This window comes from Streptomyces sp. NPDC104761 (assembly GCF_055583445.1).
In genome coordinates, this window is record NZ_JBVJNZ010000026.1 from 64,408 (window position 1) to 78,499 (window position 14,092).

Annotated in this window: 11 protein-coding genes and 4 pseudogenes; 8 read left to right on the forward strand and 7 right to left on the reverse strand. The window is 69.5% G+C overall.

Annotation, left to right across the window (positions count from 1 at the left end):
- Positions 1 to 59: 59 nt before the first annotated feature.
- The 3 genes and pseudogenes from ACZ63F_RS40825 to ACZ63F_RS40835 form a co-directional block, all read left to right on the forward strand.
- Positions 60 to 812, forward strand: coding sequence for an SDR family NAD(P)-dependent oxidoreductase (locus ACZ63F_RS40825; protein ID WP_469718912.1), 753 nt, complete (start codon positions 60 to 62; stop codon positions 810 to 812).
- An 11-nt stretch (positions 813 to 823) separates the two neighbouring features.
- Positions 824 to 1,573 (forward strand): annotated as a pseudogene (locus ACZ63F_RS40830) (NAD-dependent epimerase/dehydratase family protein); the annotation flags it as partial.
- A 64-nt stretch (positions 1,574 to 1,637) separates the two neighbouring features.
- Positions 1,638 to 2,147 (forward strand): annotated as a pseudogene (locus tag ACZ63F_RS40835) (transposase); the annotation flags it as partial.
- Between the two features lie 51 nt (positions 2,148 to 2,198).
- Here ACZ63F_RS40835 and ACZ63F_RS40840 read toward each other — a convergent pair.
- Positions 2,199 to 2,588 (reverse strand): hypothetical protein, encoded by a 390-nt coding sequence (locus tag ACZ63F_RS40840; protein WP_469718914.1) that lies wholly within the window; start codon positions 2,586 to 2,588, stop codon positions 2,199 to 2,201.
- A gap of 215 nt (positions 2,589 to 2,803) precedes the next feature.
- Between ACZ63F_RS40840 and ACZ63F_RS40845 the strand changes: the two genes are divergently transcribed.
- Together ACZ63F_RS40845 and ACZ63F_RS40850 are read left to right on the forward strand one after the other, a co-directional pair.
- Positions 2,804 to 3,751, forward strand: coding sequence for a phosphotransferase family protein (locus tag ACZ63F_RS40845; protein ID WP_469718916.1), 948 nt, complete (start codon positions 2,804 to 2,806; stop codon positions 3,749 to 3,751).
- A 206-nt stretch (positions 3,752 to 3,957) separates the two neighbouring features.
- Complete coding sequence (locus ACZ63F_RS40850) at positions 3,958 to 4,263, forward strand: putative quinol monooxygenase (protein WP_352089937.1); 306 nt, start codon at positions 3,958 to 3,960, stop codon at positions 4,261 to 4,263.
- Positions 4,264 to 4,487: 224 nt separating this feature from the next.
- Here ACZ63F_RS40850 and ACZ63F_RS40855 read toward each other — a convergent pair whose 3' ends face one another.
- Both ACZ63F_RS40855 and ACZ63F_RS40860 read right to left on the reverse strand, forming a co-directional pair.
- Positions 4,488 to 4,646 carry a hypothetical protein gene (locus ACZ63F_RS40855; protein WP_469718918.1) on the reverse strand — a complete coding sequence of 53 codons (159 nt, stop codon included), beginning with the start codon at positions 4,644 to 4,646 and terminating at the stop codon, positions 4,488 to 4,490.
- A 281-nt stretch (positions 4,647 to 4,927) separates the two neighbouring features.
- Positions 4,928 to 6,121, reverse strand: coding sequence for an alcohol dehydrogenase catalytic domain-containing protein (locus tag ACZ63F_RS40860; RefSeq protein ID WP_352089939.1), 1,194 nt, complete (start codon positions 6,119 to 6,121; stop codon positions 4,928 to 4,930).
- A 286-nt stretch (positions 6,122 to 6,407) separates the two neighbouring features.
- Here ACZ63F_RS40860 and ACZ63F_RS40865 point away from each other — a divergent pair, with 286 nt between their 5' ends.
- Both ACZ63F_RS40865 and ACZ63F_RS40870 read left to right on the forward strand, forming a co-directional pair.
- On the forward strand, positions 6,408 to 7,052 hold the full coding sequence (locus tag ACZ63F_RS40865) for a hypothetical protein (protein ID WP_469718930.1): 645 nt from the start codon (positions 6,408 to 6,410) through the stop codon (positions 7,050 to 7,052).
- Positions 7,034 to 7,630: pseudogene (locus ACZ63F_RS40870) on the forward strand (IS5 family transposase); the annotation flags it as partial. The gene ACZ63F_RS40865 and the pseudogene ACZ63F_RS40870, both read left to right, overlap by 19 nt.
- 21 nt (positions 7,631 to 7,651) lie before the next feature.
- Here ACZ63F_RS40870 and ACZ63F_RS40875 read toward each other — a convergent pair.
- From ACZ63F_RS40875 to ACZ63F_RS40885, 3 genes and pseudogenes are all read right to left on the reverse strand, one after another.
- Positions 7,652 to 8,886 (reverse strand): annotated as a pseudogene (locus tag ACZ63F_RS40875) (IS110 family RNA-guided transposase).
- 134 nt (positions 8,887 to 9,020) lie between these two features.
- On the reverse strand, positions 9,021 to 11,153 hold the full coding sequence (locus ACZ63F_RS40880) for a SpoIIE family protein phosphatase (RefSeq protein ID WP_469718920.1): 2,133 nt from the start codon (positions 11,151 to 11,153) through the stop codon (positions 9,021 to 9,023).
- Between the two features lie 278 nt (positions 11,154 to 11,431).
- Positions 11,432 to 12,316, reverse strand: coding sequence for an alpha/beta fold hydrolase (locus tag ACZ63F_RS40885; protein ID WP_469718922.1), 885 nt, complete (start codon positions 12,314 to 12,316; stop codon positions 11,432 to 11,434).
- A gap of 182 nt (positions 12,317 to 12,498) precedes the next feature.
- Between ACZ63F_RS40885 and ACZ63F_RS40890 the strand changes: the two genes are divergently transcribed.
- On the forward strand, positions 12,499 to 13,446 hold the full coding sequence (locus ACZ63F_RS40890; protein WP_469718924.1) for a helix-turn-helix transcriptional regulator: 948 nt from the start codon (positions 12,499 to 12,501) through the stop codon (positions 13,444 to 13,446).
- Positions 13,447 to 13,498: 52 nt separating this feature from the next.
- Here ACZ63F_RS40890 and ACZ63F_RS40895 read toward each other — a convergent pair whose 3' ends face one another.
- Entirely contained in the window at positions 13,499 to 13,747 is a 249-nt protein-coding gene (locus ACZ63F_RS40895; protein WP_469718926.1) for a hypothetical protein, read from the reverse strand.
- Positions 13,748 to 14,092: the final 345 nt, after the last annotated feature.

Consider the following 14,092-nt stretch of genomic DNA (forward strand, 5'->3'; position numbering starts at 1 on the left):
AGCGACAGCACGTCACGTGCTGATCGCCCGGATTCCCCTATCGCAAGGACATGAGGAAGATGAGCAGCAGCAACGTTCTGCAGGGCCGTACGGCACTGGTGACCGGAGCCACGTCGGGCATCGGCAAGGCCATCGCCCGGAACCTGGCTGGGCAGGGTGCTGAGGTCGTGCTGCACGGCCGCGACCAGGCGCGCGGTGAGGCGCTGATGAAGGAACTCGCGGCCGAGGGCGCGAGGGCGCGTTTCATCGCCGCTGACCTCTCCGACGCCGAGGACACGCTGCGGCTGGCTGCCGAGGCCGGCGCGGTCGACATCCTGGTGAGCAACGCGGGCCTGTACGAGTTCGCACCGACGGCCGCAACGGATGCCGCGAGTTTCGACCGGCACATCGCCGTCAACACCCGCGCGCCGTTCCTCCTGGTCGGCGCGCTGGCCCCGGTGATGGCCGAGCGCGGGCAGGGCTCGATCGTGCTCGTCGGCTCCAGCGCCGCCCGCATGCCCGCACCCAGCGGTGCCGCCTACGGCGCCTCCAAGGCCGGTGCGGAGATCCTGACCCGCTACTGGGCCACCGAGTTCGGCCCGTCCGGCGTGCGGGTCAACACCGTCTCCCCGGGCCCGGTCCACACCGAGGGCACGAGAGCGATGCTCGGCGAGCACATCGCCGTCCTGGACTCCACCAACGCCCGCGGCCGCGCCGGCGATCCCGCCGAGATCGCCGAGATCGTCTCCTTCCTCGCGGGACCGGCCAGCTCGTACGTCAATGGAGCCGTGCTGTTCGCCGACGGCGGCGAGCGCAGCGTCCTTCCGGCCTGAGGGGCATCGTCGTGAACGTCTTCATCATCGGAGCCACCGGTTTCGTCGGCGGCAATCTGGCCCGCCACCTGGCCGACGAAGGGCACGCCGTCACCGGTCTGGCCCGCTCCGACACCGCTGCCGCCGCCCTGAAGGAGCAGGACATCACCCCCGTCGCAGCTGATCTGGACGCGCGCCGCCCGGCTGCGATCGACGCCGCGCTGGCCGCGGACGCAGCCATCTACGCGGCCCAGGCCGACCCGGAACAGGAGACCGCGACCGTCGCCGACCTGACCCGGGCCCTGGCGGGGACCGGCAGGACTCTCGTCTTCCTGTCCGGCAGCGGTGTGCTGATGCAGCGCACCGCAGGTGCCTGGAGCCCGGACATCTTCGCCGAGGACGATGCGTTCGTCACCGAGCCGCGGGCCGGCTTCCGCAATGCCGCCGAGGACACCGTCCTGGCCTCCGCCGCCCACGGGGTACGCGCGATGGTCATCCGTCCCGGCCAGATCTGGGGGCCTGGCGATCACGGACACATGTCGATGATCTACCAGTCCGTCGCCGCGCTCGGAGCCGCCGCCTACGTCGGCAACGGGCTGGCCGTCTACAGCCACGTCCACATCGACGACGTGGCCCGCCTGTTCAGCCTCGCCCTGACCAAGGGGCGGGCGAGCGGCCCGTATCACGCGGTCGCCGGCGAGACGCCGAACCGGTGGATCGCGGAGAAGGTCGCCGAAGACCTCGGCGTGAAGACCCGTAGCGTCACGCCCGAGGAGGCCGAGCAGGTGCGGGAGCCGTTCGGCACCCTCATCATGGCCGCCTCCAGCCGCATCCGCGCCGTCACGGCTCGGGCCGAAGCTCGCCCTGCAACCCCGCCGGCGGTTCGCCAAGGACGCCGTACTGATCGTGGACGGCACCCTGGTGCCCACCCGCGATCACAAGATCGCCGAGCAGTCGAAGAACTACCGCTACTCCACCAACCACCAGGTGGTCATTGACGCTGACAACCGCCTGGTGGCCGTGGTCGGCCGACCGCTGCCGGGCAACCGCAACGACTGCCGGGCCTGGGCGGAGTCCGGTGCGAAGGCCGCGGTCGGCAACACCACGACCATCGCCGACGGCGGCTATCCCGGCACCGGATTGGTGATGCCGCACCGCCGTCGCAAGGGCGAGGAACTGCCGGAGTGGAAGCAGGCGCACAACAAGTCCCACAAGCAAGTCCGGGCCCGCGTCGAACACTGCTTCGCCCGCATGAAGACCTACAAGATCCTGCGCGACTGCCGCCTACGTGGCGACGGTGTCCACCACGCGATGCGCGGCATCGCTCGCCTGCATAACCTCACCCTCGCCGGATAGACGAGCGCGACCGCCCGAGGGCAGGCACGTCCCGAACAGCCGGGAGATCATTTACGGGACACCCCTTAGGAGGTCGACCAACGCATCCTGGATGTTCGCGTTCTTGATACCGGAGTCGGTGAGGAGAAGCTTCATCATGTCCTTCTCAAGGAATTGACAGAGCGCTGTCATCTCACCACATGCCACTGACGTCACCGTCAGTGAGCCCACCACAACAAGTGGACCAGAGCCGCAACTCATGAACAAAGCCACCCCGCTGACGTCAGGGACCAGGACGACGATGTACGTCTGCTCGCCCGTATCCAGGCGGCTGATCAGGTCGCGTTCGTAGCGGAGCAGATCGTCGTAGCGGGTCTGGCGGCGGTCGAAGCGGCGTACCGAGGTGTCGTGGTGGCCGTGGGAGACGGGCGTGTCCTGTGGGTGCAGCCACCGGATCGGCACACTGAGCGCGGTGACGCGAGTACGGGCTCGTCATCGGCATCGAGCAGGATCCGCCGGCACAGTTCCGCCGTGTACGCCTGGCGGACCGCACGGCGCCCGGCAGCACTCCGTCACCGGGTGTCGCGCGGGCGAGGGGCCTACCGTGGGAGATGGACCCGGCGTCGGTCGCGCCGACCGGCCGGTCGTTCACGCCGGGGGGCGTAAGGAGGCACGAGATGTCCGATGCGATACGGGACACCACGGCCCGGCGCGTACGACATTTCGTCGACGCCGGATATCCCGACGCCGGGCCCGTCGAGGCAGCGGTGGAGGGAGCCGTCTACCGACTCGGGGACGGAACGGTGGCCAAGGTGTGGGAGCGCCGACGGGGATCCGAACTGCGCCGGATGCAGCGTTTCTACGCCGACGCCGCGGCGCACCTGCCGCTCGGCTCCCCGGAGATCCTCGCCGTCGAGGACATCGACGGTGTCCCGATGACCGTGGAGCGGGAGCTGACCGGCGAGCCCCTGGCGGGCAGGATCCGCACCGACGACCCGGACGAGGTGCTGCCCGAAGCGGTCGACTGCCTGGTCGGCGTGCTGCGCGCCCTCGCGGACGCCCATGACGTCGACGAGGTCAAGCACCTCCCTGTGCTGGACGAGGAGCGCCCGCTGTGGGAAGGCCACACCACTTTCGGGTCCGCCCTGGCGGACCTGGTGGACCGGCGGGTCGGCCGGTGCGCGGACCGGCTCTCCACGTACGTCCGCGACTTCGACGACACGCGCGCCCGGCTGCTTCGGAAGCTGCGCTCGCTGCCCCGTACCGACGAGGCGGTCGTCCACGGTGACGTCTTCCCGGAGACCGTGCTGGTGGACGACGACCTGCGGCCGCTCGCCCTCGTGGACTACGGCTTCCTGTCCACGGCCGGGGACCCCCGCTTCGACGCCGCCGTGGCCGCGGCCATCTTCCCGGCGGGCGCCGAGCGCGCCCTGGAGATCACCCGGCAGCTCACCACGCGGTTCGCCGACGAGTTCGGCTACGCGGTCGACGACCTCCTGCTGTACCAGGCCGCCTATGCGATGGCCACGAGCGACGCCTTCGCGCCGGGCGGCGGTGACGAGCACTTCGCCTGGTGCGTCACCGTACTCGACGACCCGGCCGTCGCCGAGTCCCTGCACCGGTGACGCACCGCGGGCAGCCGGGCAGCCGGGAAGTTCCGGTGGCGGTGTGTGTGCGGGGCCCTGCGATGCCGAGCTGATGCGACCTGCCAGCGCGAGGCGAATGTACGCAAAAGCATAGTGATCCATCCATAATTGGCCCGTTCTGCGCCAACCGGTCACGGCAGTGCCCGGCCGCTCACGGGCGGCCGGGCATCGAAAGGAATCCCCTCATGGCAGACGTCAAGGTCGGGCTGTACGTGTACGTCGAGGCCAAGCCCGGCAAGGAGGAAGAGGTCGCCGACTTTCTCCGCAAGGGCCTTGACCTCGTGCAGGAGGAGCCCGACACCGTCGCCTGGTTCGCCGTGCGCCTGAGCGAGACCGGCTTCGCGATCTTCGACGCCTTCCCCACCGACTCCGCACGTCAGACCCACCTCAACGGCCGGCTCGGCAAGGCCCTGATGGAACGAGCCGGCGATCTGTTCTCCCAGCCGCCTTCCATCGAGCGACTCGACGTTCTCGCACACAAACTTCCCTGAAGACCGGGCGCGGCTGGTCGGCCCGGCGAGGCGGCCTCCACCCCCGATGCTCGCACTCCCCGACCCCTCAACCACGTCGTGCACGTCCACGAGCGATGCGGTCCCTCCGAAGTCGTGTGTACGGGGCACGACTTCGCGGCTGCCGCGCCCGTCTCGGGTTACGGCACGCTGATGCCCGCAGCGGTAGGCCGCTGGGGGCATCAGCGGAACCGTGGCTTCGAGAATCAGTGGGCGTCCTCCGACCCCACGGCCTCGGTGCAGAACCGCACCTGGTCATGGTCATGGAGCAGCCGCATACCGAGAAGTGCGAGCGTCTCCAGCGCATAGTCGTCGCCGAAGGACTCCTTCTCGCGGAGCGCCGTTTCGCCCGTCCGGATCGTCACGGTCTTATGGCCAAACGTCCCAGCCCGTGGTCTCCAGGCTCGGTGAACACACCGGCCGGAGGTTCCTTCTGGCGCCGCCACGCCCGTGGGAATCGATCCCCGACCAGCACGTTTGGTCGGGGGCCGATCTCGTTTGGTTCGGTTGCGAGGCACCGCCATCCCCCTCGTGCCCCGCTCGACCTGGCACGTGTGTGGCATGCCTCGGCGTTGGTTGTCGCTGAGCAGCCACGCGCGGCCCGCAGCCTCCGCGAACGGGGACTGCGGGCCGGCGAGGGAGGTCCTCAGGCAGGAATGAGGCCGTTGGGGTTGATGATGAACTTCTCGGGCACTCCCGTGTCGAAGGTCGCGTAGGCCTCGGGGGCCTCGTCGAGGCTGATCACCTTCGTGTTGAGCATGGAGCTCAAGTAGGGCATGCGGTCCCACAGGATCGCCATCATCAGCTCGCGGTTGTAGTGCATGATCGGTGCCTGCCCGGCGGAGATCCGCGGCGACTTGATCCATGCCTTGCCGAAGTCGATCGGGTACGTTCCCTCTTGCTCGGCCTTCGACTTCGCGAGCGGGTCGGGGCCGTAGACGCCGATGACTCCGGTTGCTCCGCCCGCCCGGGTGGCGTCGACCACCTGATTGATGGCGTAGGCCGGGTCCATGTCCCCGCCCTCGCGGCCGACGCCGTGTGCCTCGGTGCCGACGTAGTCGACCGCGCAGTCGACCCTGGGTTCGCCCAGGATTGCCTCGATCTGGTCGGTGAGCGCCGCGTCCTGCCTCAGGTCGATCGTCTCGCAGCCGTTCTTCTTCACCAGCTCCAGACGGTCCGTGCTGTGGTCGCCGACGATGATGCAGGACGCCCCGAGGAGGCGCGCCGCTGCCGCGCCGCAGCGGCCGACCGGGCCGGCGCCGGCGATGTACACGGTCGAGCCCGGCTTGGCACCGGCCTCCATGAGTCCGTGGAACGCGGTGGGCAGGATGTCCGAGAGCAGCGCCAGGTCACGGATCTTCGCCATGGCCTGGTCCTTGTCCGGGAAGCGCAGGAGCTGGAAGTCGGCGTACGGGACGAACAGATACTCGGCCTGGCCGCCGACCCAGTCGCCCAGGTTGAAGCCGTAGGCTCCGCAGGACACCTTGGGGTTCGTTGTCTCGCAGACGTCGGTCCGGCGCGCCCTGCAGTTGCGGCATCGGCCGCAGGCGACGTTGAACGGGACGGAGACGAGGTCGCCCTCACGGAGGAACTCGACGTCGGGGCCGACCTCGATGACCTCCCCGGTCATCTCGTGTCCCATCACCATGCCCTGGGGCACCGGGAAGGACCCGCGGTAGATGTGCAGGTCACTACCGCATATGTTGGTGGCGACGATTCGGAGGATGGTGCCATGGGGAGCGCTTTTCCCGTTCGGCATCTGAAGCTTCGGAAAGTCGAGAGCTTCGACGCGCATGTCTTTCGGGTTATGGAAGACGACGGCGCGGTTGCTGCTTGCCATGACGATCTCCTCTGCTGATCCAGGCGACTAGGCCGTGGAAGTGCCGGTGATCAATTCGGCGGCTTTGCGACCTCGGCCTACCCAACGTAGGACCGTCACCCAACGACTGCACCCCGGGAGCGGACTCCCCATGCCCGCATGCCACTGCACCAACGCTGCGTGCGACGCTCCCGGCCAGGCACGTCATCTCCATCCGGGCAGGTCCGCGCGTTGTCAGCGGTGAGGGAACCGACGCAGCGGCCCCCGCTCCCAGGAGCCCTCGCCCGTCCAGGCCTACGTCCGGGTGATGGGCGCTCGCGAACACAATCTCAAGGACGCGGATCTGACGGTTCCGCCCGACGCAACGGTGGTCTTCACCGGCGTCTCGGGGTCGGGCAAGTCTTCCCTCGCCTTCGACACCCTCTACGCGGAGTCGCACGGCGCTACCTGGAGTCGGTGGCCCCGTAAGCGTCTCTGTTTGCCTGCCGATGGGGGGGCCGGCGTGTGGCGCCGACGTTGTCTCGGGGGCATCCTGTGGGCACTGGTGATCGCCGGGGCAGCCGATGGGAAGGGTCCGGTGATGCGGGTCTCGTCGCAGGGCGTTACGGTCGTGGCTCTCCTGGCGGATCCGGACGCGCCGACGGAGGTCGCGCAGCATATTGCCCGGGTTCTTCCTGATCGGCTCGCCAAAAAGTCGGGCCAGGGGCGGCGGTTCGACGTCGAGGTGGTCGGTGAGCCCTTCACCGCAGGGACCGAGGACCTGTCCACACTGGCGCGCCGGATCATGGACCGCAGGCGAGGTGAGAACTGGGACATCGTCGTGGCCCTCACCGATCTTCCGCTGCACTCACACGGGCGCAAGCTCGTGGTGGAGCTTAGGGCCTGTCCGGCGGATCATGATGCTCGCCTTGCGTCGGGGTCATTGTTCTGGGCGTGGGGCGGGGCGATCTGACGAACGATGAGTGGGCGCGGTTGGCGCCACATCTGCCGAAGTCCGGTCGCCGTGGCGGTCGGTGGAGTGATCACCGTATGGTGATCAACGGGATCTTGTTCCGGGTTCGCACCGGGGTACCGTGGCGGGACCTGCCGGAGCGGTTCGGTAGCTCGAAGACCGTCTATGAGCGGCACCGCCGGTGGTCGGCAGACGGGACCTGGGATCGGATTCTCCAGGCCGTCCTTGCCGACGCGGATGCCCAAGAAGGAATCGACTGGAGCATGGTGAGTGTGGACTCCACCTCTTGCCGGCTCATCAACATGCGGCCGGGGCGCCTCGCCGGGTGCCGCGAATCCCCAAGAGGCGCTCGGTCCCGCGCCAGCACCGCCCCGACGAAGGACTCGGCCGTTCCCGCGGCGGCTTCACCAGCAAGATCCACCTTGCTGGTGAGGGCGGCCGACGGCCGTTGGCCCTGCTGATTACTCCCGGCCACTGGGGCGACAGCCCTGGTCATCCCGGTGCTGGAACGCATCCAGGTCAAGCGCCCTGGCGGCGGCCGTTCCCGGACACGGCCGGACCACCTCGGCGGCGACAAGACACCCCATGCAGCTATTGGGTCAAGCAGTCGCATCGAGAGGTGATGGTTGCGGCGGGCGATATGCGATGGCTTCGTCGAACTTCTGGCGGGTGATGAGGCAGTGGTGGAGCTGGCCGAGCATGCGGTTGAAGAGGTTCCGGAGAGCCGCGTAGTAGCGATCGCCGGTCTCTCGTCGACGGTTGTAGTGGTCGTGAGCGCCGCTTGAGGCCGTGAGTGCGGCGAAGGCCCAGTGCCGGCCGGTTGCGGCCAGACGGCTGTTCTTGATGCGGCGGTGGCTGACGCGGCGACTCTTGCCGGACTCCCGCGTCACGGGGGCGCTTCCGGCATAAGCCTTCAGATCGCGGGCCGTGTCGAATCGGGTGCGGTCGTCGCCGATTTCGGCGAGTAGCCGGGCACCGGTGAGCACGGCGAGGCCTGGGAAACTCGTGATGATCTCCGCGTCGGGGTGCTGCAGGAAAAGCTCCTCGGTGACGCTTGCCAGGTCATCGCATGCCTTGCAGGCCGCTGGGCGAGCAAGGCAAGTGTCTGGTGTCCCATCGCTGTTTCCACCAGAGCCGGCCGCCGGAGCCGGCTCTGGCGCAACACCTTGAGCAGGCGGTCGGTCTCGGCCTCGATCCGGCGCTGGCGGCCGGCTTGCGTGACGGCGGCCTTGACCTTGCTGCGGGCGAGCTTGGCGGCCTCGGCCTGCGTGGGCGCGATCGCCAGAATCGCGCGAGCCTCTCGCGCCTGTAGCCTCTCGCGCTTGTCGGCGAACGCTTCGAGGGCCGCCGGGTAGTACTCGCGCAGGTGCGAGCGCAGGCGGTTGTGGGCACGGGTCCGATCCCAGACAGCGTCCTGCTGAGCTCTGGCGAGGACGGCGATCGCCTTGACCAGCTCAGAGTCGCCCGGCAGGGGCCGGGGGAGCTCTGCATCGGTCCGCAGGATGTTCGCCAGGACGACGGCGTCCTGGTGGTCGGACTTTTTACGGGAGACGGTGTGCCGGTCCCGGTAACGTGCCACGGCCATGGGGTTGATCGCGAAGACTCGGCGCCCGGAGGCCCGCAGGCAGGCCACCATGAGACCGGGCGAGGTCTCGATCGCGATCGGGATCGGATCGTCGGGAGTGTCACCGTGCTGGGCGAGCAGATGCAGCAGGTCCTGGAAGCCCGACGCGTCGTCTGTGACTCTGAGCTTGCCGAGCAGGCGAGCATCGGAGTCGACCACCGCCACGTCATGATGGTCTTCGGCCCAATCGATTCCGCAGGTCACCTGCATGCACGCCTCTTTTCGGTACGTCGCTGCCCGTCGGCGTCGAGCCGCGGCAGGACCACTCGGCGACCTAATAGAAGCGCTCGCCGGCGCACCACCCCATCAGCCGTCCGTGGCCCCAGCTGTTCCCAGGGTCCTCGTCATGTCGATCTGTTCAGGTGACGGCCTGCACCTGCTGGCGCGAATGACTGGGTGCGGGCGATGAGCAGGGCGACGTCGTCGTGGTCGTCGGGTTGCCGGAGGTCGTACAGGAGGCGGTCGCAGGTTTCCTCCAGGGGGCAGTCGGGTGCGTCGAGGACGCGGAGGAGTGTGTCGAGGCGCTCGTCGATGGGGTGGTGGCGGGTTTCGACGAGCCCGTCGGTGTAGAGGACCAGTCGGTCGCCCGGGTCGAGGCCGACGGTGACGGTCTCGAAGGGGACGCCGCCGACTCCGAGCGGGGCGCCGGAGGGCAGGTCGAGCAGCTGGGGAGGGCGTCCGCGGCGGACGAGGGCGGGGGGCAGATGGCCGGCGTTGGCGATGTGGCACTCGCCGTGGTGCGGATCGTAGGCGGCGTAGAGGCAGGTGGCGATGTACTGCTCCAGTCCGGAGGTGATCGTGTCGAGCTGTTCGAGGACGCGGGCGGGGTCGAGGTCGAGGCCGGCGAAGGCGGCGGTCGCGGTGCGCAGCCGGCCCATGGCCGCGGCGGCGTCGATGCCGCTGCCCATGACGTCGCCCACGACGAGGGCCGTCTTGTCTCCGCCCAGGGGGAGGACGTCGTACCAGTCGCCGCCGATTTCGTAGGCGGCCTGTGCGGGCTGGTAGCGGGAAGCGAGCTGCAGTCCGGGCAGGTGGGGTGGGTGGTGGGGGAGCAGGCTGCGCTGGAGGGTCTCGGCGGCGTTGCGGACGCTCTGGTGGGCGCGGGCGTTGTCGATGCACACGGCGGTGCGGGAGGCCAGTTCGGTGGCGATGGCGAGGTCATCCTCGTCGAACGGCCGTGGGTCGCGGGCGCGGGCCAGGCCCAGGAAGCCGAGGACGGTGGCGCGTGCGATGAGGGGGACGGCCAGGTAGGAGTGCACACCGGCGCGGGCCAGCAGCGTGGCGGCGTGCTCGTCGCGGGCGATGCAGGTCAGGTCGTTTCCGTCGGCGTGGGGGATCAGGATGGGCCGGCCGGTGCGCACGCAGCGGGTGGCCACGCGGTCGTCGTCGTACGCGGCGATGTGGCCGGGCGGATCCGCGGCCTCGAGGGCGTCGGTGGGGTAGGCGGCCTTCAGCGCGAGGGCACGGAAGAACGCCGGGCCGACGCTGGTGCGAGGCCGGTGCTCGTCGATGACGGAGTCGAGGACGTCGACGGAGACCACGTCGGCGAGCTCGGGAACGGTGACGTCGGCCAGCTCCCGGGCGGTCTGTGCGACGTCCAGGGTGGTGCCGATACGGGCGGAACCGTCGGCGATCAGGGCCAGCCGCCGTCGCGTGGTGGTGGCCTCCCTGGCCGCCCGGTGACGCTCGGTGACGTCCGTGACCAGTTCGGCCACTCCGAGCACGCGGCCCTGGGTGTCCTCCAGCCGGTAGACCGAGATGGTCCAGGCGTGCAGGTGTGGTTCCGGGTCGGCCGGACTGTGACCGACGATGGTGGGCTCGTCGATCAGGGGGACCCCGGTGGCGAGGACCTGCCGCATCGCGGCCTCGGCCGCCTCGAACTGCGCGTCCTGCATGATCTCGCGGTAGTGACGGCCGAGGTGGTCTTTCCCGGGGATGCCGTGCATACGCTCCAGCGCGGGGTTGACAGCCATGTACCGCAGGTCGGGGTCGAGGATGGCGATTCCGATGGGGGACTGGGAGATCAGCCGGGTGGACAGGGCGACGTCGCGCTCCACTTCGTGCAGTGTGGGTGAGTCGGTGCCGAGTCCGAGGGCGTAGAAGTCACCGCGGTCGTCCTGGAGCCGCATGTTGCGCAGCTCCACCAGCCGCGTGCCGCCGTCCTTGCGCCGGACGGGGAACGTACCGCCCCAGCTCCCGCCCGTCTCCATGACCTCGGCGAACTTGTCGAGCACCCAGTCCCAGTGCTCCTCGTGGACCAGCAGGTGCGCGGCGTACTGCCCGAGCGCTTCCTGGGCGGTGTAGCCGTACAGCTCCTCGGCCTGCGGGCTCCACAGGACGACCCGTCCCTCGGCGTCCAGGAGTACGGCCGCGACACCGAGAAGATCCATCAGCCCGCTCTGTCGGGCTGGTCCATCGTCGGCTCGGCCGCCGGGCACCTGGTCGATGTCCGCTGGGGGCCGTTCGGCTTCGCTCATCGCGGGCACCCTTTCCGCCTGCCGGTGCCAGGTGATCCATCCCCTGGACTCGGAGCACGGCCTGTCGACTCCGGCAGGCACTTCCCCTCCATGGTCACCCAGGCGTCCGGAGGAGTACACGCGGCGCCATCCCGGCCCCGGCCGGGATGGCGCCGCGTCCGGGCCGGGCGCCGCGTTCAGTCCCCGACGCCCGCGTGGGCCGGGAGGCCGGGTCCGTGTGACGGCAGCCGAGCCACGGGCAACCCGGACGGTTTCGTATTGCGGGTTCCAGCACGGCATCAGACGCCGTCGGCGGTCCGCACCCGGTCGGGCCGGTGGACGGTGGTGTGCGCCGCCCGGATGACCTCTGCCAGGGCGCCGGGCTGCGAAAGGAACGGCGAGTGCGAGGAGTCCAGCTCCAGGACCGTCGTGGGCCGGGCCGAGACAGCGTCGATCTCCCGGATCATGAGGCGTTGCAACGCGGGCCGCACCGCGTTGTCCCGGGCACAGACGACGTAGCTGTGCGGGATCGCCCCGTACCGTTCGGCGGTCACGGCCACCGGTTCGAAGGCGACGCCGGCGGGTGCGTCCGGCGTCAGCATCGAGATGGCCGCCTCGGCGGTCGCCTCGTCGATGTCGTCGTTGTAGAACGCCTCGCGGATGGCGGCCTGCCGGTCACTGCCGCCCGTGTCGAAGCGCAGCGCACCTACTGCACCCGGGTCCGCCGACAGCCCGCTCGCCACCAGTTCTCCGGCGTTCTCCGGCATGCCGATGTAGTGCGCCGTCGGTATCCCGCCGACAGGGGCGAACGCCGCCACGTACATGAGTTCGGCGAACAGCTCCGGCGCTTGTTCCGCGGCAGCGGTGGCCACAGTGCCCCCCATGCTGTGCGCCACGACCAGGCACGGCCGGCCGCCTCCGATCCGCCGTACCTGCGCGACCAGACTGGCGGCAGCCGAGGACGCCGTGATCCCGGCCACCGGCGAGGGCTCCTCGGCAAAGGCAGCGGAGTCGAACGGGCGGCGCCACCGGGACCGGGGCGAGCGGCTCTTCAGACCGTGTCCGTCGAGGTCCACGGCGACCGAGGCGACGCCACGGCTTGCGAGTTGCTCGCCGACCAGACTCCAGCACCAGCTCCCGTGCCAGAAACCATGAACGAGGACGACGGGGGTCGTGGCTTTCATGCTCTTCTCTCTCACCTTTTGTCTTCATGGGCCCGACTGGGCCCAACAGGACGTTAATCAGGCGTGGTTGAAGGGAAAACAGCTCAGCCACGTACTGACGTTCGGTGGATAAACCGGACGGTCTCAGGGCGCCGATCCGCCCGCTTGCCCGGCACGACGACTCAAGTGCGACGATGCAGGCCATGGAGCACCCTTCTCACGCGGCCCGCGATCGCGAGCCGGGCGCCGGTACGGACTCGGGCTGGCGGCCCACGCCCGGCACGCGGACGACGGACCGGATCCAGTTGGGGAACTTCCTCCGTCGTCGCCGTGCCGCCCTGCGACCGGAAGACCTCGGCCTCGCCCCCGGCACCCGCCGGCGGACTCCCGGGCTGCGCCGCGACGAGGTGGCGGCGACGGCCAACATGTCCACCGCCTACTACGAGAGCCTCGAGCAGGCACGTGGTCCTCAGCCCTCGGCGTCGATGCTGGCGAGCCTCGCGACCGCCCTGCGGCTGACACCGGACGAACGCCACCATCTGTATCTGCTGGCCGGACAGGCGCCGCCGGCACCCGCCGAACCGCCCGACTACATCGACCCGGGACTGTCGTACACACTGGACGCGGTAGCGGCCACCACACCCGCGTACATCTCCGACGATCTCTCCAACGTCCTCGTCCAGAATCCCCTGAACATCGCACTGTTCGGCTCGTTCACCGACCGGCCCGGCCACGAGAGGAATCTGACCTGGCACTGGTTCACCTCCGCGCACTGGCGTTCCGTACTACGCTCGCCGTCACCTCAGGAGGAAGAGGCGACCAGCCTGTCGTACGTCGCCGACCTCAGAGCCACGGCCACCCAGCGCGGCCACGATCCCGCCGCGGCGACACTGGTCTCCGATCTGTGCGAAGCCAGCGCGGAGTTCGCCGAGATATGGGACCAGCACCGGGTTTCCACACTGCGCTGCTCGACCAAGACCGTGCTCAACGAGCACGTCGGCCGCCTGGACCTGGACTGCGTCGTCCTCGCCAGCCCGCTGTCCCGGCAACGACTTCTCCTGCTCCAGCCAGTACCGGGCACGGAGACCATGGAGCGCCTGGGCCGCCTCCACCTGCTGATCAGCGACGGGCAGGCCGAAGCCACACCTTGAGGCGGGCTGTCACCGAACACCAGCCGCAGGCTTGATCGCGGTCCCCCGCACGTCAGGCGACCGGGCGGATCTGCGCGGTGGCGGTGTAGCCGGGCCCGGTGCCGACGGGCGTGTCCTGGCGGTGGGCGCCGAAGAAGGCGCTCTGCCGGGCCATGATCTCGCGCATCGGGGTGTCCCGCGGCACCCCGTAGACGGTGCCGGGGAAGTCCAACTCCCGCTGCACGGCCCAGATGTCCTCATGTCGGCCGGGCGGCAGGATACGGGCCGGATCGCCCGCCGCGACCCAGTCGACGGGTACCACGGTGCCGGATGGGATCCGGGAGTTGACGTGCACTACCGCGTGGATCCGCACCTCGGCGCGGGCGCACTGCCCGATTGACCATGGTCGCCACAGACGGCTCGGGCCACCAGCCAGGCACGACGCCTCACTCGCGATCACGCGCCAACTCGTCACATATAGCGCGCTACGCGGGCGTGTGTGGACCTCTGGAGCGGCCGGTGCCCGGATGCCGTCGTAGGCGTGGGCTCCGGCCGCTCGCGAAGGTCACCTAAGACGCCGTTTCTTTTGGCGGGGCGTGACGTTAAGCCGACGTGGAGAGGCTTGTAGAGCACCTGGTTCCGGACGGTTTGTGGGAGTTGTTCCGAC